This is a genomic window from Actinomadura sp. NPDC049753 (assembly GCF_040674655.1).
GTDB lineage: Bacteria > Actinomycetota > Actinomycetes > Streptosporangiales > Streptosporangiaceae > Spirillospora > Spirillospora verrucosospora.
Genome location: NZ_JBFARL010000154.1, coordinates 1 through 19,372 on the forward strand (window position 1 = coordinate 1; position 19,372 = coordinate 19,372).

Below are 19,372 nucleotides of genomic sequence, written 5' to 3' on the forward strand. Positions count from 1 at the left end.
GCCGGACCGGCTCCGCCGCGCCGTCGCGCTGGCCGCCTGCGCGGTCCGCTCCCCCGTCGCGGGCGAGGTCGACCCCGCCGGGCTTCCCGCGCTGCTGCCCCGTGTCACCCTCCGGACCGAGGAGAACCATGCCGCTCGCCCCCATGAGTGACGTCATCGCCGGACCGGCCGCGCGGGGCCGCGGGCTGGGGGCCTTCAACGTGATCCAGCTGGAGCACGCCGAGGCGATCGTCGCCGGCGCGGAGCGGGCGGGCGCGCCCGTGGTCCTGCAGATCAGCGAGAACTGCGTCGCCTACCACGGCGCGCTCGGCCCGATCGGCCGGGCGGTGCTGGCGCTCGGCCGCGCCGCGTCCGTCCCGGTCGTCGTCCACCTGGACCACGCCACCTCGGCGGACCTCGTCCGCGAGGCGGTCGCCCTCGGGTTCGGGTCGGTGATGTTCGACGCGTCCGGCCTCCCGCACGAGGCGAACGTGGCGGGCACCGCCGAAGTCGCCGCCCGCTGCCGGGCCGAGGGGGTGTGGGTCGAGGCGGAGCTCGGCGAGATCGGCGGGAAGGACGGCGTGCACGCCCCGCACGCCCGCACCGACCCGGAGGAGGCCGCCGGGTACGTGGCCGCCACGGGCGTGGACGCCCTGGCGGTCGCGGTCGGCACGTCCCACGCGATGCTGACCCGCGACACCGTCCTCGATCTCGCGCTCATCGCCCGGCTGCGCGCGGCGGTGCCCGTCCCGCTGGTCCTGCACGGGTCCTCCGGGGTGCCCGACGACGGGCTCGCCGCCGCCGTCGAGCACGGCATGACCAAGATCAACATCGCGACGCAGCTGAACAAGGTGTTCACCGCCGCCGTCCGGGACCGGCTGGCCGCCGATCCCGGCCTGGTCGACCCGCGCCGCTACGTCTCCGCCGGCCGCGACGCGGTCGCCGCCGAGGTCGCCCGCCTGCTGCACGTCATCCGCGCGGGCCGCCGACACGGTAGGTGACGTGGGTGACCAGGGGCGTCCGGGTCACGTCGACCGGCTCCAGCGCCAGGTCGCCGACGCCCTCGAACAGGCGCTCGCCCTCCCCGAGGACGACGGGGGCGATGTGGAGGCGGAGTTCCTCGATCCGGCCCGCCGCAAGGTACTGGTTCACGGTGCTCGCCCCACCGGCGATCGAGACGTCCCTGTCCCCCGCGGCTTCCCGCGCCCGGGCCAGCGCCGACTCGATCCCGTCGGTGACGAAGTGGAACGTCGTGCCGCCCTTCATCACGACGCTCTCGCGCGGGTGGTGCGTCAGCACGAAGACCGGCGCGTGGTAGGGCGGCTCCTCGCCCCACCAGCCCGTCCAGTCCGGGTTCCACGCCGGGCCGCGGTCGGGGCCGAACATGTGGCGCCCCATGATGTAGGCCCCCGCCGAGGTGATCTTGGCGATCTCCTCGGCGTTGGCCTCCTGCTCCTCGAACATCCACCGGTGCAGCCGCTCGCCGCCGTCGCCGAGCGGCTCCTCCAGGCGCTGGTTCGGACCCGCGGCGAACCCGTCGACCGAGATCCCGATGTCACAGGTGACCTTGCTCATTGCGGTGCCTCCTTGGCGGCGCCCCTGCGGCGCCTTTCACCAGTGGATCGGACCCACTTCCGCGTTCTCGACATCCCGGACCCCCGAAGATGAGATTTTTTTGAACCCGCGGCCGTGGCGTGGACGTGCTGTGGGGTGTCGCATGCGCGGCGGGGGGCCCGAACCTGGGAGGACGACCTGACCACCGACAGCCGCTTGGAGCGGACCACAGACGACGACGTGCCCGCCGCAGCCCCGGAGGCCGGTGAGCGGCCGCGCCGGCGGCGCGTCGCGGCGCGGGCGGTGACCGGCGCGGCGTTCCTGCTCGTGCTGGTCGCGCTGGTCGCGCCGGCCGAGTTCGCCCTCCTGACCCCGGGGGCGTTCGTGCGCGTCCCGATCGAGGGCGTGGCCGGCGTCGCGCTGATCCTCGTGCTCCCGGCCGGGGCGAGGCGGTACGCGGCGGGCGCCGCGGGGGCGGTCCTCGGGCTGCTGCTCGTGCTGAAGGTGCTGGACATCGGGTTCGACGCGGTGCTCGTCCGGCCGTTCGACCTGGTGCTGGACTGGCCGCTGCTGGGGCCTGCCGTGGAGTTCGTCAAGGAGTCGTCCGGGCGGGCGGGGGCGATCGCGGCCGTCGGGCTGGCGGTGGCGCTGGCGGTCGGCGTGGTCGCTCTGACGACGCTGTCGACGCTGCGTCTGAGCGGCGTGGCGGTCCGGCACAGAAAGCCGGCGTCCTGGGCCGCCGGCGTGCTGGGGACGGTCTGGCTCGCCTGCGCCGTGCTCGGGGCGCAGTTCGTCCACGGCGTGCCGGTGGCGTCCAGGAGCGCGGCGGTCCTCGCCTACGACCACGCGCGGCAGGTCGGGACGAGCCTGAACGACCGCAAGGAGTTCGCCAGGGCCGCCGCCGTCGACAGGTTCCGCGACACGCCGCCCGGCAAGCTGCTGACCGGGCTGCGCGGCAAGGACGTCGTCCTGGCGTTCGTGGAGAGCTACGGGCGGTCGGCCGTGGAGAGCCCGCAGTACGCGCCGCAGGTCGGCGCCGTCCTCGACCAGGGGACGCAGCGGCTCCGCAAGGCGGGGTTCTCCGCGCGCAGCGGCTGGCTCACGTCCTCGACGGCGGGCGGCGGCAGCTGGCTGGCGCACGCCACGCTGCTGTCGGGCCTGTGGGTGAACAATCAGCAGCGGTACCGCGCCCTCGTGAACAGCGACCGGCTGACGCTGAACGGGGCGTTCCACCGCGCGGACTCCCGGACCGTCGCGCTCATGCCGGCGATCACGCGGGCCTGGCCGGAGGCGTCCTTCTACGGCTACGACAAGGTCTACGACGACCGGAACCTCGGCTACCGCGGCCCGCGCTTCAGCTTCGCCACAATGCCCGACCAGTACACCCTGTCGAGGCTCCAGCGCACCGAACTGGCGAAGGCCGACCGGGCGCCGGTGATGGCGGAGACGGCGCTGGTGTCCAGCCACGCCCCGTGGGCGTCCGTCCCGCGGCTCGTCCCGTGGGAGCGTGTCGGCGACGGCTCGGTCTTCAACGGGATGGGCAAGGGCTACGACGCGCCGTGGCCCGCGCCCGGCCGCATCCGCGCCGAGTACCGCTCGTCGATCGAGTACACGCTGAACACGCTCGTCTCGTTCCTGGAGACCTACGGCGGCAAGGACACCGTGCTGGTCTTCCTCGGCGACCACCAGCCCGCGCCGCTCATCACCGGGCCGGGCGCGAGCCGGGACGTCCCGATCACCATCGTGGCGAAGGACGGCGCCGTCCTGGACAGGATCTCCGGGTGGGGCTGGCAGGACGGCCTGCGTCCCGGCAGGAACACCCCGGTGTGGCCGATGAGCGCGTTCCGCGACCGATTCTTGACCGCGTTCGGGGGCTGAACGGAGATCAGGGGGACGCTCTCCGGGAAGGGGTGGCGGCGTGACCTCGCTGTCCGCGGAGCCCGGACGGCCCGCGGCGCCTTCGGCCGAGGCGGCGCCGGGCCGGTTCCGCGCACTGCGCCGGCGCTGGCTGCTCGCGGCCGTCGTCTCGGTGCTGCTGGCCCAGATGGGCGCCGCGATGGTGACCACGGCCGTGCAGCAGAGCCCGACCGTCGACGAGCCCGTCTACATCAGCACCGGCGTGGTCTACCTCCGCCAGCACGACCTGCGCCACAACGCCGAGCACCCGCCGCTCGGCAAGCTCGTCATCGGGGCGGGGGCGGTGCTCGCCGGGCCGCACCTGCGCGCCTCCTTCACCGGCAGCGACTACAGGCTCGGAAGGCAGTTCCTGTACCGGTGGGGCAACGACCCTCAGCGGGTGCTGCTCGCGGGGCGGCTGCCCGTCATCGCGCTGACCCTGCTGTTCGGGCTGGTCGTCTTCGCGTTCGCCCGCGACCTCGCCGGTCCGGCCGGCGGGCTCACGGCACTGACCCTCTACGCCTTCTCCCCCGACGTCATCGCGCACGGGTCGCTGGCCACGCTCGACGTCCCCGCGGTCGGCCTGCTGCTGACGTCGGTGTGGCTGCTCTGGCGCGCGAGGCGCAGGCCGCGGCTCTGCCTGCCGCTCGCCGGGGCGGCGCTCGGCGCGGCCGTGGCGACGAAGATGAGCGCGCTGCCCGCGCTGCCGGTGCTCCTCGTCCTGGCGGCGGTGTCGGTCCGGACGTCCCGCCCGCCGCGCCGTCCCGTGGCGACCGCCCTGCTGTCGGCGGCCGGCGTCGGCGTCCTGGCCGTCGCGGTGGTGTGGGCGAGCTACCTCGCCGTGGACCCGCGCCTGCGCTGGGCCGCGCCCGCCGGCCTGCCGTCCGCCGGCGGGCTGCGCGGGCTCGCCGCCGGCTGGCTGCCGTTCCCCCGGCCCTTCCAGGACGGGATGCGCGCGCAGTTCGGTTTCGAGGACATGCGATGGACCGGTTTCCTGTTCGGCGACGTCTACCGGGGCTCCCGCTGGTACTACCTGCCGGCCGCGCTGCTGGTGAAGACGCCGCTGGGGATGCTCGTCCTGTGGGCGGCGGGCGTCGCCGCGACGGCGGCGCTGCCCCGGCTGCGTCCGGCCGCGCCGTACCTTCTCGGGCCCACGGCCGTCCTGCTGGCGGTGGCGATGACCGGGTCCCGCGACCTCGGCGTCCGCTACGCCATCTTCGTCCCGATCTTCCTGGCGGTGGCGGCGGGCGGCGCGGTCCTCGTCCCGTGGCGCTGGGCCAGGGCCGCGACGGTCGCGCTGCTGATGCTCGTCGCGGTCAGCTCGCTGCGCGCCTTCCCCTACTACCTGCCGTACTCCAACGAGGCGTTCGGCGGCCCGTCCAAGACCCACCTGCGCCTGCACGACTCCAACGTCGACTGGGGCCAGGACCTCGGGCGGCTCGCCGACCGGCTCCGGGAGCGGTATCCGGGCGAGCCGGTCTGGCTGGTCTTCAAGGGCAGCGGCGTCCCGTCCGCCTACGGCATCCGCGCGCGCGACCCGCTCACCGCCCCGCCCGGCGAGGTGCGCGGGCTGCTGGTCGTCTCCGACAGCTGGCTCGTCAAGAACGACCCCCGGCTGACGCCGCTGATCCGCACCAGCGAGCCGATCGACGAGGTCGGGTACTCGGTCACCATCTTCCGCCGGCCCGCCCCGCGCCCGTAGCGCCTTCGGGGCTCCGAGGGGGCGCGCGTCAGCGGCGGCGGGTGTGGGCGCGGGACCAGAGCGCCGCCCAGCCGCCGTGCGCCAGCCAGGACGCCGGGACGCGGAGCCCGTGCTCGGCGATCTCGTCCCAGAACACGGCGGTGTCGGCGCCCAGCTCGCGGGCGGCGGGCAGGGCGCGCTGCCAGGGGCCTTCCTCGTCCTCCAGCGTCGTGGCGGGGTAGCCGGGGACGGTGGTGGTGCGCGGCGGCATCACGGGGACGAGGCCGGTGTCCGGCGCGGCGCAGGTGGCGGCGACCGCCAGCGCGCACAGCGGCCGCTCGGCCGTCGGCTTGGCGAAGGCGCGGGCGATGACCGGGTCGTCCTGGAGGGCGAGGGCCCCGATCGCACGGCGGACGCGGCGCGCCACCAGGTCGAGGGAGTAGGCGTCGGCGACGGCGGGAAGCTTGACGAGCCTGCGCAGCGTCTTCGGCAGCGGCGGCTCGCCGAGCAGCAGCGGGAGCTGGTCGTAGCGGCCGCGCAGCGCCGGGTCGAGGGCGTCGAGCGCGGAGCGCAGGGGGCGGTGGCCGGAGGCCGCCCAGAGCCGGACCAGATCGGTGGCGCCCTCGTCCAGGGCCCGGCCGACGGCCCCGGTGAGCTGCGGGCCGCCGAAGCGGCGCAGCCGGGCGAGCGCGGCGTCCGGCCCGGTCCCGGCCACGGCGGCGAGGACGTCGAGCGCCTCCGGGGCGGCCCGCGCCCACGACCGGAGCGCGAGCTCACCGAGGGCGGGCCCGGCCTCCTCGACGAGGCGGGGCGCGGCGCGCCGCCGAGCCGGACGCGCCGGCGGGAGCTCCTCCGGCGCCTGCGGGGCCTCGTCCTGGACGGCGCCCGGGATCGCGGCGACCCACGCGCGGAAGCGCTGTTCGAGGGTCTCGTCGGGCGCGTCGTTGAACCTCGCCGCGATCTCGCTGACGCGCCAGCCCCGGGACGCGGGCCGCAACGGCATCAGCTCCGCGTTCGCGACCAGCAGGCCGTCGGCGTCGTAGAGGCCCGCGAGCCCGCTGCGGCCCTCCCTGGCGTCCTCGACGTAGGCCGGTCCCGCGATGCAGTTGCCCATGTAGTCCGCCCATTCGGCGGCGTCCCGGGCACTGCGGGCGATCTTGAGCCGGAGGCGCGTCCCGGTGACGGCCGCGTCGTCCAGGGCGGCGAGCGGCGCGGGGACGTCGAAGTCGCCGGTGAGGGCCTCGGCGATCGCGGTCGCCGACATGAGGCCCGCGGTGAGGGCCGCCCACGTGCGGGGCGCCCGGGGCGGGACGCCGCCGAGCGCGACCAGCTGCGCCGCGCCGGAGACGGCGACCATGAGCGAGTCGAGGCGCGGGGTCAGCGGCTCGACCACCGGCGGCGGATCGTGGAGGAACCAGGGATCGCCGGTGCCCTCGGTGGGCTGCGCCCGCTCGTGCCCGTGCAGCCGGGCGAGGGCGTCGATCAGGTCGACGTACCAGAGCAGGTCGGCGACGGTCTCCACGGTCGCCGGGTCCTGCCCGGGAGCGAGCCTGCGGCGCAGCGGCTCGGCGCCTCCCAGCATCGGCCCGGTCCACGGCGGGATGCCGTCCCACTCGGCGGGAGGCCGGTCGTACCCGGCCGCCTCCCGCCAGCTCTCCAGGCTGCGCGACCAGGCGCCCAGGACGTCGTCGTGCACGCCGACCATCGCCTCCATCAGCTTCCCGACGTCGTCGATGACGACGAGCGCGAAGTCGCGGGCGCAGGCCAGGCGCGGCCTGACGTAGCCGGCGAGCCTGGCGTCCGTCGGCCCGCCCGCGTCCAGCCTGCGCACGAGGTCGCGGACGTAGGCGGCGGGACGCACCGGGAGGCCGGTCAGCCCCGGAACGCGCCGCGCGGCGTCCACGGCGGCCTGGTCGGACGTCAGGGACGCGGCCGCGCGCAGGGTCGGCGCCGACCGCTCAAGGCCCTCCGCAAGCCCGTGGTCGGCGGTGGCCGCGGCGGTCCGGAGCAGCGCGGTCGCGCCGATCGCGTCCTCAAGGACGCGGTGGAGCCGGTCGTGCCAGTGCCACCGGGCGGGCGTCCAGCGCGCGGCGTCGGCGAGCGAGGGCTCCGCGACACCGAGATCCCTGCGCAACCGCGACACGATCCGCTCGTCCTCATCGTGGAGGCGGCGCTCGCAAAGGTCGGTGTACCGGCTGCGGCGGCTCTGCGTCGCCAGCCGCGCCTCCCGGCGGGCCGGCCCGGCCCGGTGCTCGGCGACCCGCTCCCACAGGTCCAGGACCAGCGCGAGCCTGCGGGGCGCGGGCACCGGTCCGAGCACCTGCCGCAGGTACCCCGCGAGCACGGACGGCGATCCGCCGGGGGTGAGGTCGACGCCTTCGGGCGCCTCCAGGGCGAGCACCTGTTCGAGCTGCTCGGGTCCGAGGACGTCGCTGGCCGCGGACGCCAGGTGCAGCGCCGCCCAGCGCCCCTCCTCGGCGGCCCGCCCGGCGGCCGCGCCGACCCGCTTGGTGACCGCGGGCCCGAAGAGCGCGACGAGCACCCCGGCCCGCTCGCCGAGACGGTGCGCGCCGTGGAGGCCGACCGCCCGCAGCGCGGACAGGACCGCGTCCCGCTGGTCCCCGCGCGCCCCCTCCAGCCGCGCGGAGCGGAACCCGGCGCCGAGATCGACGCCCGCTCCCGCCGCGACGGCGCCCCCGTCGGCGACGAGCAGCGACAGTTTCCGGACGGCGCTCGCCACGTCCTCCGCCGGAGCGCCCTCGGGGCCCAGAGCGACGGGCGTCCCCGGGTGCGCGTCCGCCCCGTCCAGCAGCCTCTGCGGTCCGGAGGGGCGGGCGATCCAGGCATGGCGCCCGGACGCCACCACACCCCCAGAAAGCCGGATCTTCATTCGCCCCATCATCCTCCCGGCGCCCGCACCGGCCAACGGATTTCCCCGCATCGGGCGGCCCGTGTGGTTCCCTGTGGTCATGTACGACGTGATCATCGCGGGCGGCGGGCACAACGGCCTGGTCGCGGCCGCCTACCTGGCGCGCGCCGGCAGGCGGGTGCTGGTGCTGGAACGGCTCGGGCACCTCGGCGGGCTGGCGGTCTCCGCGCGCGTCTTCCCGGGCGTGGACGCACGGCTCTCGCGGTACTCCTACCTGGTGAGCCTGCTGCCGTCGCGGATCGTCCGGGACCTCGGCCTGCGCATCGAGCTGCGCGGACGGCGGTTCGCCTCGTACACGCCGGTCGGCGACGGCGGCCTGCTGATCGACAACGGGGACCCCGCGCGGACGGCCGCCTCCCTCGGAAACGATGCCCACGCCTGGCGGAGGTTCTACGCGATGGCCGGGCATGTCGCCGAACGCGTCGCGCCGACCCTGCTGGAACCGCTGCGCGACCGCGCGGAGCTCCGGGACGCGGTGGACGACCGGGAGGCGTGGCGCGACCTGTTCGAGCGGCCCATCGGAGACGTCGTGGACGAGCGCTTCACCGACGACACCGTGCGCGGCGTCGTCCTCACCGACGCGCTGATCGGCACGTTCGCCGACACCTCCGATCCCTCCCTGCTGGCCAACCGGTGCTTCCTCTACCACGTCATCGGGAACGGGACCGGCGACTGGAACGTGCCCGTCGGCGGCATGGGCGCGGTGACCGGGGCCCTGGCCGACGCCGCCCGCGCGGCCGGGGCCGAACTGCGCTCCGGCATGGAGGTCCTGCACGTCGACCCGGCCGGGGAGGTGACCTTCCGGGACGCCGGCGGCGCCGAGCACGCCGTCTCGGCCAGATGGGTGCTGGTCAACATGCCGCGCGAGAGTTCGGCCGAGGGGTCGCAGCTGAAGGTGAACATGGTGCTCTCGCGGCTGCCGCGGCTGCGCGACCCCTCCGTCCGGCCGGAGGAGGCGTTCGCGGGCACCTTCCACATCAACGAGGGACGAAGGCAGATCGACAGGGCCTACCGCGAAGCCCGCGACGGCCGCGTCCCGTCCGTCCCGCCGGCCGAGGTGTACTGCCATTCGCTGACCGACCCGTCCATCCTCGGGCCGGAACTGCGGGCGGCCGGGGCGCACACCCTGACGCTGTTCGGCCTGCACATGCCGGCGCGGCTGTTCCGGGCGGACCCCGAAGGCTCGCGCGCGGCGGCGCTGCGCGCGACGCTGGCGTCCTTCGATACGGTGCTCGCCGAACCGATCGAGGACTGCCTCCTGCGCGCCCCGGACGGCACCCCGTGCCTGGAGGCCAAGACGCCCGTCGACCTGGAGAACGCGGTCGGCCTCCCGGGCGGCCACATCTTCCACCGCGACCTGTCATGGCCATTCGCGGAGGCGGACGGGGAACGCGGGCGCTGGGGCGTCGAGACCGAGCATCCGCGCGAGCTGGTCTGCGGAGCGGGTGCCAGACGGGGCGGAGGAGTCAGCGGGATCCCGGGCCACAACGCGGCCCGCGCCGTCCTGGACGCCGGCTAGGAGCGCCCGCAGGCCCGGTGAAGGGCCGCGACCGCCACGGCGGGGTCGTAGGCCGGCAGCACGGCGGCCAGGTGACCGTCCGGCCGGACGATGTGCACCGTGTCCGGGCCCGCCCGCAGGGCCGTCCGCAGCACCCCCTCGGTGTCGATGGATTCCAGGGCGTGGATCTCGTGGGGGACGTCGGTCGGCAGCCTCTCGGCGCGCCCGCCCTGGGTGAGGACCACGAACCGCGTGCCGAACAGGCGGCGCAGGCGGGTCGGTTTCCCGTCCACGACGCACGGACCGTCCGGGCAGAGGACGCCCGGCAGCGGCGGGCGGACGGCCCCGGGGCCGCGCGGGAAGTCCTCCACCGGCCCGGCCGGGGTCGTCAGCGGCGAGTCCAGGTACCAGAACGGTTCGGCGAGCCTGCCCGAGTCGATGATCGCGCGGGGGTCCGGGTGCGTCCGGGCGGCCTCCAGGGACTCCAGCCGCCGGGCTCTCTGCCGCGCGGTCTGCGGGACGAGGAACTCCATCGTGCGCGTGGTCACCCGCAGGTTCTCCCCGGCGGCGGCCCGGCGCTCGGCGTCGTAGCTGCGCAGCAGCGCGGGCGGCGCCCAGCCGTGCCGGACGTACGCGAGCTTCCAGGCGAGGTTCTCCGCGTCCTGCACGCCGGAGTTCAGGCCGCGGGCGCCGAACGGAGCGTAGACGTGGGCGGCGTCCCCGGCCAGGAACGCGCGGCCGGACGCGAACGCCGCCGCGACCCGCTCGTGGAACCGGTACACGGTGGCCCACACGATCTCGTACGGGACGTCCCCGGTGATCCGGCGGATGCGGGCGTCGAGCGCGCCCGACCTGCGCTCGGCGTCGAGGTCGTGGTCGGCGGGGACCTGCCAGTCGATGCGCCAGGTCCGGTCCGGGCACTGGTGGACGAGGACCTGGCGCCCGGGGTTCCACTCGGGGTCGAAGAAGAACCGCCGCTCGCTCGGGAACGGCAGGTCCGCCCGGATGTCGCAGATGAGGAAACGGTCGGTGAAGGTACGGCCGGGGAAGCCGATGCCGAGCAGGTCCCGGACGGCGCTGTGCCCGCCGTCCGCGCCGACCAGATGGGTGCCGCGCACCGTCCCGCCGGCGGTGCCCTCGGCGCGGGCCTCGACGCCGTCGCCGTCCTGGCTCACGCCGGTGACGCGATGCCCGTACCGGACCTCCACCAGCGGCTCGGCCGCGGCCAGTTCCCGCAGCCGCGCCTCGACCTCCGCCTGGGAGATGTTGATCCAGGGCGGCACGGCGCTGCGCCCCGCGTCGGGGAAGGTGACCGCGAACAACTCGTCCCCGCGGTGGTAGGTGCGGCCGGTCGTCCACGTCACGCCGCGGGCGATCATCGCTTCGGCGCACCCGACCCGGTCGAGCACGTCGAGGACGTCCCGCTGGAAGCAGATCGCCCGGGACCCGGACGGGTCGCGGCGGGCGGCGGCCTCCAGCACCACCGACGGCACACCGTGGCGCGCCAGCAGCAGCGCCGTGACCAGGCCGACGGGACCCGCGCCCACGACGACGACCGGTTCGCTGTCCCTCACGCGTCCACCCGATCACGTCGCGGCGTTCCCGGCCACCTCCCGCGCGCGCTCGGCGGCCCGCTCGATCGTCCGGTCGGCGACCCGCCGGTCCTGCCAGCCGCGCACGTCGGTGCCCTTGCCGGGCTCCAGGTTCTTGTAGATGTCGAAGAAGTGCGCGATCTCGTCGAGGGTGTGCTCGTGGACGTCCCGCAGATCGCGGATCCCGGCGTAGCGGACGTCCCCGGCCGCCACGGTGAGGATCTTGGCGTCGGGGACGCCCCCGTCGAGCATCCAGAACACCCCGATGCTGCGCACCCTGATCACGCACCCGGGGAAGGTCGGCTCCTCCAGCAGCACCATCGCGTCCAGCGGGTCGCCGTCCTCCGCGCACGTGTCCGGGATGTAACCGTAGTCCACCGGGTACTGCGTCGAGGTGAACAGCATCCGGTCGAGCCGGATGCGTCCGAGCCGGTGGTCCATCTCGTACTTGTTGCGCGATCCCCGGGGAATCTCGACAATCATGTCGATCTCCATGAATCCCTCCCCATGGGAGCACTACCCACGAGCCGCCCCGCCACCTCAGTGGGCGGCGGCGTTCCAGTCGGGGCCGGCGCCGATGGCGACCTCCAGGCCGACCGCGAGCGGGTAGGCCGTCGTCATCCCGGTGCGGACGATCTCCCGCACCGCGCCGGCCTCGCCGGGCGCCACCTCCAGGACGATCTCGTCGTGCACCTGGAGCAGCAGGCGGCTGGCCAGCCCCGCGTCGGTGAGCGCCTCGTCCACCCGCAGCATCGCGATCTTGACGATGTCCGCGGCGGAGCCCTGGACCGGGGCGTTGAGCGCCATCCGCTCGGCCGTCTCGCGGCGCCGCCGGTCGTCGCTGTTCAGATGGGGCAGGTAGCGGCGGCGGCCGAGGATCGTGCGGGTGTACCCGGTGGCCCGGGCCTCGGCGACGACGTGGTCGAGGTAGTCGCGGACGCCTCCGAGCCGCTCGAAGTAGGCGTCCATCAGCGGGCGCGCCTCGGCCACCGGGATGCCGAGCTGCCTGGCCAGGCCGAACGCCGACAGCCCGTAGGCCAGCCCGTACGACATCGCCTTGATCTTGCGGCGCATGTCCGGGGTGACGTCCTGCGGGCGGGCGCCGAAGACCCGCGCGGCCATCGTGGTGTGCAGGTCCTCGCCGGACTCGAACGCCGCCAGGAGCGTGGGGTCCTGCGAGAGGTGCGCCATGACGCGCAGTTCGAGCTGCCCGTAGTCGGCCGTCATCAGCGACTCGTAGCCCTCGCCGGGCGTGAACGCGCGGCGGATCCGCCGCCCCTCCTCCGTCCGGATGGGGATGACCTGCAGGTTCGGGTCGGCGGAGCTGAGCCGGCCGGTCGCGGCGGCGGTCTGCTGGAAGTCCGTGTGGACGCGGCCGTCGGCGCCGATCTCCCGGATGAGCCCGGTGACCGTGGAGCGCAGCCGCGCCTGGTCGCGGTGGCGCAGCAGGACCTGCGGCAGGCCGTTGTCGGTCCGGGTGGCGAGCCAGGTCAGCGCGTCCAGGTCGGTGGAGTACCCCGACTTGATCTTCTTGGTCCTGGGCAGGTCGAGCTCGCCGAACAGCACCTCCTGGAGCTGCTTGGTCGAGGCGGGGTTGAAGCGGCGCCCGGCGATCCGCGCGGCCTCGTCGGCGGCGCGCTCCATCCCCTCGGAGAAGTACCGCTCCAGCTCGTGCAGCAGCTCCGCGTCGACGTGCACGCCGGCGCGCTCGGCGCGGGCGAGCAGGCGCGAGAGCGGCAGCTCGACGTCCCGCAGGACCTCGTCCATGCCCGTGGACGCCAGGTCCGCGGCGAACACGCCCGCGAGGTCGAGGACGGCGCGGGCGCCCAGCATCAGCCCGGCCGCGCCCTCGGCGGACGGGCGGCGCCCGAGATGGCGGCCCGCGAGGTCGCCGATCCCGTAGGCGGCCAGGCCCGGCAGCAGGAGGTAGGCGGCCATCGCCGTGTCGGTGGCGACCCCTTCGAGCCGCCAGCCGCGCTCGCCGAACACGCGCAGCAGCGACTTCACGTCGTGCAGGGCCTTGGGCCGGCCGGGGTCGGCCAGCCAGGCGGCGAAGGCCCGTTCGTCCCCGGCGGTGAGGCCGGACGGCTCGAACGACGCCGCGTTCCCGTCGCCGGCGGCCAGCGCGATCCGCTCGACGTCTCCCGCGCCGCGCGTCCAGGTGTGGTCGGCGGCCAGCCCGGTCAGACCGGTCGCGTGCGACCCCAGCCAGCCGGCCAGCTCGTCGGGCCCGAGCTCCCGCCCCTGGACGGGCTCCGGCTCGGCGTCGGGAGGGGGCCGCCCGCCGCCCGGGTCGGCCGCGAACAGTCGCTGCCTGATGCTGGCGTTGCGGAACTCCAGCTCGTCCAGCAGGGAGGTGAAGGCCGCCAGGTCGTACGGGCGCCGCCGCAGGTCGGCGGGCCCCACCGGGAGGTCCAGGTCGCGGACGAGCTCGGTCAGCCGCCGGTTCAGCGCGACGGTCCCGGCGGCGGCGCGCAGCTTCTCCCCCGCCTTGCCCTTGACCTCGCCGGCGTGCTCCAGCAGGGCGTCCAGCGACCCGTAGTCGCGGACCCACTTGGCGGCGGTCTTCTCCCCGATGCCGGGGATGCTCGGCAGGTTGTCGGACGGGTCGCCGCGCAGCGCCGCGAAGTCGGGGTACTGCGCCGGGGTCAGCCCGTACCGCTCCCGCACCGCGCCGGGCGTGTACCGGATCATCTCCGACGCCGTCCGGTAGAAGTACAGGACGGTGACGTCGTCGCTGACGAGCTGGAGCACGTCCCGGTCGCCGGTGACGATCAGGACGTCCATGCCGTCCGCCTCCGCCGCCGTCGCCAGCGTCGCGATGACGTCGTCGGCCTCGTAGCCGGGCACCCGCAGCACCGGCACGCTCATCGCGGCGAGCAGCCGGTCCAGGACCGGAAGCTGGCTGCCGAACTCGCTCGGCGACCGCGACCGGGTGGCCTTGTACTCGGGGAACGCCTCGGTGCGGAACGTCTGCCGGGAGACGTCGAACGCGACGGCCGCGTGCGTGGGGCGCTCGTCCCGCAGCACGTTGGCGAGCATGTTCGCGAAGCCGTACACGACGTTGGTCGGCTGCCCGGAGGTGGTGGTGAAGTTCTCGACCGGCAGCGCGTAGAACGCCCGGTAGGCCAGCGAGTGGCCGTCCAGGAGCAGCAGGCGGGGCCGGTCCGTCATGTGTCACATCCTGGCACCCCGGGCATGGGCATGAAACCGGCGGCGGAGGTGTTGGAGACGGCATGACCAAGATCGAACTTGGACGGCTCGGGATCTGGCTCCCCTGGCCCCAGCTGAGCCCGGAACTGGCCCGGGACGTCGAGGAACTCGGCTACGGCACTGTCTGGATCGGGGGCTCGCCGGACGATCCGGACATCGCCGGGCGGCTCCTGGCCGCGACCGGCCGCATCGTGGTCGCCACCGGCATCGTGAACATGTGGAGCACGCCGGCCGAGGAGGCCGCCGCGGCCTACCACCGGCTGAACGACGCGCACGGCGGCCGGTTCCTGCTCGGCGCCGGCATCGGCCACCGGGAGCGGAACCAGGGGTACCGCAGCCCGTACGAGACGATCGTGGACTACCTCGACCGGCTGGACGCCGGGAACGTCCCCGTGGAAGGCCGGGTCCTCGCCGCGCTGGGCCCGAAGGTGCTGCGGCTGGCGGCCGAGCGCGCCGCGGGCGCCCACCCGTACCTGACCACGCCCGAGCACACCCGGTCGGCGCGGGAGATCCTGGGTGCGGGCCCGCTGCTGGCACCGGAGCAGAAGGTCGTGCTCGAACCCGATCCGGTGCGCGCCCGCGCGATCGCCAGGGAGACCCTGGGCCGCTACCTCACCCTGCGCAACTACGTCGCGAGTTTCGAGCGGCTGGGGTTCACCGCCGACGACTTCGCCGGCGGCGGCAGCGACGCGCTCGTGGACGCGCTGGTCGCGCACGGCGATGCGGCGGCGGTCGCCGCGCGGCTGGAGGCCCATCTGGAGGCCGGCGCCGACAACGTCGCCGTCCAGGTGCTGACCGAGCCCGGCGGCGATCCCCGTCCCGCCCTGCGGTCGATCGCCGAGGCGCTGCTCTGACCGAGACGCCGCTCTGAGCGGACGCCGTTTCGAGCAGCCCCCCGCACACGCGGGGCGGACATGGCGAGGGACGCGCCCGGGGCCGGGCGCGTCCCTCGGTGTGACGGGTCCTACCGGGTCGCGTGGTTGCCGACGACGTCCGGCGTCACGCGCTTCCTGGGCTGCGCCTGCCTGCGGGCGAGCTCGTTCCCGTTGACCGTCAGGGTGCTGTGCGCGAACAGCTCGGTGACCGCGGCGGTGCCGTCGATCATCTGGTCGAAGCCCTTCAGGCTCACGTTGTCGTACCGGTCGCAGGCCTGGTGGTAGCACGGGTCGTAGGCGAGGCCCGCGGTGCCGCCGTACCGCTTCGCCTGCTCGGGGGTCTTGATGCCCTCGGCGCCGGTGAACAGGCCGCCGGCGGGGATGCCGACGCTGATGAACGCGTCGTAGTCCGAGCGTCCGTTGAACGGCGTCGGGTCGGTGGGCAGCTTCCGCTTGCCGAAGTAGTCGACGAACGCCTTCTCGATCGCGCCGGACCCGGCGGGGGCCTCGACGTTGTTCTCGCCCGCGCTGTTGTCGCCGTCGTAGACGAAGTTCACGTAGTTGGGCGAGGCGAGCATGTCGAAGTCGAGCATCAGCGCGACCTTGTCGCGCTCGGCCTGCGGGAGGTTGTCGACGTAGTACTGCGAGCCGAGCAGGCCCTCCTCCTCGGCGCCCCAGAAGGCAAAGCGCACCTTGTTGCGGACCTTGGAGCCGAGCTTGTCGATCTGCTTGGCCATCTCCAGCAGCGTCGCGGTGCCCGAGCCGTCGTCGTTGATGCCGGGCCCGGCGGTGACGCTGTCGTTGTGCGCGCCCACGACCACGACGTTGTCGGCCCTGCCGCGCCTGGTGTCGGCGATGACGTTCGCGGCCTGGCGCTTCTCGTTCAGGGTGTCGGTCTTGACCCGGAGCGTGACGCCGCCGTTCTGCGCCTGCTGGACGAGGGCCTTGCCGACCGCGTTCGTCGGGCCGACCACCGGGAGGTCGTAGGGCGTGGTCAGCGTCCCCCCGACCGGGCCCGGCTGGTCGGGCAGCTGGTAGATGACGACGGCGGCCGCGCCGGCGGCGATCGCGTTGTCGGTCTTCAGCGAGAAGAAGCAGCCGCCGCGCTGGATCAGCGCGATGTGGCCCTTCGGGAACCCGGCGAAGTCGCCCGCCTCGCATCCGCTGCCGTCACCGGTCGCCGCCGGGTCGACGGGCGTGGCGGGGGCGGTGACGTCGCCCGACCCGGAGTACTGGAGCGTCTCGAAGTCGCCGTGCGGCGTGAACGTCTTCGGATCGGGCGCGGTCTCGGCGAGGACCGGCTCCGACAGCTCCTGCCAGAAGTCAAACTCGAAGTTCTGGACCACCGGCGCGTATCCGGCCCGCTTGAGCTGGTCCGCGATGTACTTGATGGTGATCTTGTTGCCGGGCAGTCCCGCGGCCCGGTTGCCGCCGTTGGCGTCCGAGATCTTCTGCAGGTTCAGCTGGTGGTGCCGCACGTCTTTCAGCTTGACGAGCGCGGCCAGCTTGGACTGGGCCGGACCCGCGGCTTGGGCGGGCGCCGCGGCCACGGTGGTGGCGGCGAGCGACAGCCCGGCGAGGACGGCTAGCACGGCTCTGCGCATGCTCGGTCTCCGTTGATGGGGGGACAAAGTAAAGCGAAGCCTGACACCTGTCATTTCTCGCAACAAGACACGACTCAGCATCAAAACGGCCAATATTGGCCTCGTTCTTCACCGGGTTAACACGGTTGACACGCCACCGCCGATTACCCCTCGGCGACCTTCCCCGCGCTCCGCCGACGCGTTCGACAAGGCCCCGAATGCCATTCCATTTCAAGATCAAATATCGACCGCCAGCCCCTGACCTGGAATGACGTGCGAGAAAGGCGGGCCTGGCGCGGCCGGACGCGCCGCGCCGGCGCGGTGTCCGGAGACCGCCGCGCACCCGCCCGGGAGGCGAGAGTTCACGCGGCGCACGCGAGAGGTCACAAGTCGCCGCAGGTGAGACCTCTGGTCCCCGGCAAATCGAACTAAGTATGCTCCGGTCCCGCCAGGTCGGTCGGGGACGGCCGGTTCGAAGACGATCAGGAGTGTGGGCCGGTGACGAAGCCCGAGCAGCTTCATGGCTCCCATGAGCGGCCGCGCACGCGGCCGGTCGGCCGGCGGATCGCGATGCTCCTCGCCATCCCGCTCACCGCTCTCGTCTCGCTGTGGGTGTTCTCGGCGGGGACGACGCTCTCCGCCGCGCTGCAGCGGTCGGAGTTCACGCGGATGTACAAGGACGTCGGGCTCCCGGCCGGCACCGTCATCGGGGCGCTCCAGCGCGAGCGCGCCGCCGCCGTGGCCGTCCTGACGGCGCGGACAGCCTCCGACAGGCGGGCCTACGAGGACCTCGCGACCAAGACCGACGCCGCCGTGGCGGCCTTCCGCTCGGCGGCCTTCAAGCCCCGCCTCAAGGACGCGATGGGCCCGGAGCTCTGGGAGCGCATGGAGGCGCTGGACGACAGCCTCGACCAGCTCGAACCGCTGCGGACCCAGATCACCCAGCACGCGGCCAGCACCGTGCAGGCCATCGACGCCTACAGCGGCTTCTCCGACTCGACGTTCCGGCTGCTGACGACCTTCATCAGCGTCAACGACACGGGGGTGTACCGGCAGAGCGCCGGGATCACCCACTTCTCGTGGGCGAGCGACTTCATGCTGCGCGAGGACGCCCTGATGTCCGCGGCCGGCTCGCGCCGGCTGACCGCGGCCGAGCGCATGGCCTTCTCGGGCTGGGCCGGCAACCGCGAGCAGTTCTTCTCGCTCGCCCGAGTGGAGGTGACCGGCGCTCTGTCCCGGGTCGTGGAGCAGCTCGCCACGTCGCCCGCCTACGGCACCTTCACCCTGATCGAGACCCAGATCCGCTGGCAGGGCCTCAATCCCGGCGTCCGGCAGTGGCGGACGGCCACGCAGGAGCTGACCCCGCTGTGGTTCACCTCCTCCTCCCGCCTCGGCGACGTCCTGAACGACGACGTCGTCGAGCCGGCCGGACACCGGATCATGCTGCGCTTCTACCTGGCCTGCGTCGTGGGCCTGCTGATCGTGGCCGCCTCGGTGACGCTCTCGGTGCTGTTCGCCCGGCGCCTCGCGCAGGAGCTGCGGGACCTGCAGGCGTTCGCGCAGCGGCTCGCGCACGAGCGGCTGCCCGCGGTCGTGGCCCGGCTGCGGCGCGGCGAGAAGGTCGACGTCGACGCCGAGGCGCCGCGGCCGGAACGGGGGCGGACGAGGGAGATCGCCCGGGTGGCCGACGCGTTCGACGCCGTCCAGCGCACGGCCGTCGGCACCGCGGTCGGCGAGGCCGAGCTGCGCGCCAGCATCAACCGCGTCTTCATCAACCTGTCGTGGCGCAGCCAGTCGCTCCTGCACCGGCAGCTGCGGCTGCTGGACCAGATGGAGCGGCGCGCCTCCAGCCCCGAGGAGCTCGACGACCTGTTCCGCCTCGACCACCTGACCACCCGCATGCGGCGGCACGCCGAGGGCCTGGTCATCCTGTCGGGGTCGCCGACCGTCCGCGCCTGGGACCACCCGGTCGCCGCCGAGGACGTGGTGCGCGCCGCGATCGCCGAGGTGGAGGACTACACGCGGGTGGAGGTGACCGGCGCGTCCTCGGCCGCGGTCGGCGGCGACGTCGTCGCCGACGTCATCCACCTGCTGGCGGAGCTGATCGAGAACGCGGCGTCGTTCTCCCCGCCGACCACGGAGGTCACCGTCAAGGTCGAGACCGTCGCCAACGGGCTGGCCGTCGAGGTCGTCGACCGGGGCGTCGGCCTGGCGCCCGACGAGCTGGAGGACCTGAACCGGCGGCTCGCCAGCGCCGTCGAGTTCGACCTGGTCGACACCGAGAGGCTCGGCCTGTTCGTCGTCGCGCGGCTCGCCGCCCGGCACGGCATCCAGGTCTCGCTCCTGCCGTCCCCGTACGGGGGCACGACCGCGATCGTCCTCGTCCCGCACGCGCTGGTCGTCCTCGACGACGACTGGCACATGACGCGCGGCCACGCGACCGGGACGCCGCAGCCGGTCGGGTCGGCCGCGCACGCGGGCGGGGGCCAGGCACCCGCGTCCTGGCCGCCCGTCGTACCAGCGGTCGCCCTCCTCCTCGGTGGTGGCGTACTGGTTCTTGAAGACCTCGGGG

12 protein-coding genes are annotated in these 19,372 nt (G+C 74.3%); 6 read left to right on the forward strand and 6 right to left on the reverse strand.

The features are described 5' to 3' along the window. Positions 1-143: 143 nt before the first annotated feature. On the forward strand, positions 144-980 hold the full coding sequence (locus AB0K37_RS30350; protein ID WP_363986797.1) for a class II fructose-bisphosphate aldolase: 837 nt from the start codon (positions 144-146) through the stop codon (positions 978-980). Here AB0K37_RS30350 and AB0K37_RS30355 read toward each other — a convergent pair. Continuing rightward, positions 949-1,554 (reverse strand): dihydrofolate reductase family protein, encoded by a 606-nt coding sequence (locus tag AB0K37_RS30355; protein WP_363986799.1) that lies wholly within the window; start codon positions 1,552-1,554, stop codon positions 949-951. The genes AB0K37_RS30350 and AB0K37_RS30355 overlap by 32 nt on opposite strands. Positions 1,555-1,749: 195 nt before the next feature. On the opposite strand from AB0K37_RS30355, the gene AB0K37_RS30360 reads away from it, so the two are divergent. Further along, on the forward strand, positions 1,750-3,411 hold the full coding sequence (locus AB0K37_RS30360) for a sulfatase (protein ID WP_363986801.1): 1,662 nt from the start codon (positions 1,750-1,752) through the stop codon (positions 3,409-3,411). 40 nt (positions 3,412-3,451) lie between these two features. Beyond that, on the forward strand, positions 3,452-5,131 hold the full coding sequence (locus AB0K37_RS30365) for a glycosyltransferase family 39 protein (RefSeq protein WP_363986802.1): 1,680 nt from the start codon (positions 3,452-3,454) through the stop codon (positions 5,129-5,131). Positions 5,132-5,159: 28 nt separating this feature from the next. Here the strand turns inward: AB0K37_RS30365 and AB0K37_RS30370 are convergent, their stop codons facing one another. Beyond that, a complete protein-coding gene (locus AB0K37_RS30370) occupies positions 5,160-8,000 on the reverse strand; it encodes a hypothetical protein (RefSeq protein ID WP_363986804.1) in 2,841 nt (946 codons plus the stop codon). A gap of 79 nt (positions 8,001-8,079) precedes the next feature. Between AB0K37_RS30370 and AB0K37_RS30375 the strand changes: the two genes are divergently transcribed. Then, positions 8,080-9,558, forward strand: a complete 1,479-nt coding sequence (locus AB0K37_RS30375; protein WP_363986806.1) for an NAD(P)/FAD-dependent oxidoreductase — start codon at positions 8,080-8,082, stop codon at positions 9,556-9,558. Here AB0K37_RS30375 and AB0K37_RS30380 read toward each other — a convergent pair. From AB0K37_RS30380 to polA, 3 genes are read right to left on the reverse strand one after another with little or no spacing between them, the layout of a single operon-like run. Beyond that, a complete protein-coding gene (locus tag AB0K37_RS30380; protein ID WP_363986808.1) occupies positions 9,555-11,111 on the reverse strand; it encodes an FAD-dependent monooxygenase in 1,557 nt (518 codons plus the stop codon). The genes AB0K37_RS30375 and AB0K37_RS30380 overlap by 4 nt on opposite strands. A gap of 12 nt (positions 11,112-11,123) precedes the next feature. Beyond that, positions 11,124-11,624, reverse strand: coding sequence for an inorganic diphosphatase (locus AB0K37_RS30385; protein WP_363986810.1), 501 nt, complete (start codon positions 11,622-11,624; stop codon positions 11,124-11,126). A gap of 45 nt (positions 11,625-11,669) precedes the next feature. After that, the gene (gene polA, locus AB0K37_RS30390) at positions 11,670-14,303 is read right to left on the reverse strand and encodes a DNA polymerase I (RefSeq protein ID WP_363986812.1); all 2,634 of its coding nucleotides are present in this window, start codon (positions 14,301-14,303) and stop codon (positions 11,670-11,672) included. Positions 14,304-14,365: 62 nt separating this feature from the next. Between polA and AB0K37_RS30395 the strand changes: the two genes are divergently transcribed. Beyond that, positions 14,366-15,196, forward strand: a complete 831-nt coding sequence (locus AB0K37_RS30395; RefSeq protein WP_363986814.1) for an LLM class F420-dependent oxidoreductase — start codon at positions 14,366-14,368, stop codon at positions 15,194-15,196. A gap of 110 nt (positions 15,197-15,306) precedes the next feature. Here AB0K37_RS30395 and AB0K37_RS30400 read toward each other — a convergent pair whose 3' ends face one another. Beyond that, on the reverse strand, positions 15,307-16,821 hold the full coding sequence (locus tag AB0K37_RS30400) for a M28 family metallopeptidase (RefSeq protein WP_363986816.1): 1,515 nt from the start codon (positions 16,819-16,821) through the stop codon (positions 15,307-15,309). A gap of 477 nt (positions 16,822-17,298) precedes the next feature. On the opposite strand from AB0K37_RS30400, the gene AB0K37_RS30405 reads away from it, so the two are divergent. Then, positions 17,299-19,372: sensor histidine kinase (locus tag AB0K37_RS30405; RefSeq protein WP_363986818.1), on the forward strand; the 2,074-nt coding region annotated here is incomplete at its 3' end.

Excerpts from the sequence above, each read along its gene's own strand:
- AB0K37_RS30350 (WP_363986797.1), top strand. The coding sequence starts at position 144 with ATGAGTGACGTCATCGCCGGACCGGCCGCGCGGGGCCGCGGGCTGGGG.
- AB0K37_RS30355 (WP_363986799.1), bottom strand. The coding sequence starts at position 1,554 with ATGAGCAAGGTCACCTGTGACATCGGGATCTCGGTCGACGGGTTCGCC.
- AB0K37_RS30370 (WP_363986804.1), bottom strand. The coding sequence starts at position 8,000 with ATGAAGATCCGGCTTTCTGGGGGTGTGGTGGCGTCCGGGCGCCATGCC.
- AB0K37_RS30375 (WP_363986806.1), top strand. The coding sequence starts at position 8,080 with ATGTACGACGTGATCATCGCGGGCGGCGGGCACAACGGCCTGGTCGCG.
- AB0K37_RS30385 (WP_363986810.1), bottom strand. The coding sequence starts at position 11,624 with ATGGAGATCGACATGATTGTCGAGATTCCCCGGGGATCGCGCAACAAG.
- polA (WP_363986812.1), bottom strand. The coding sequence starts at position 14,303 with ATGACGGACCGGCCCCGCCTGCTGCTCCTGGACGGCCACTCGCTGGCC.
- AB0K37_RS30395 (WP_363986814.1), top strand. The coding sequence starts at position 14,366 with ATGACCAAGATCGAACTTGGACGGCTCGGGATCTGGCTCCCCTGGCCC.
- AB0K37_RS30400 (WP_363986816.1), bottom strand. The coding sequence starts at position 16,821 with ATGCGCAGAGCCGTGCTAGCCGTCCTCGCCGGGCTGTCGCTCGCCGCC.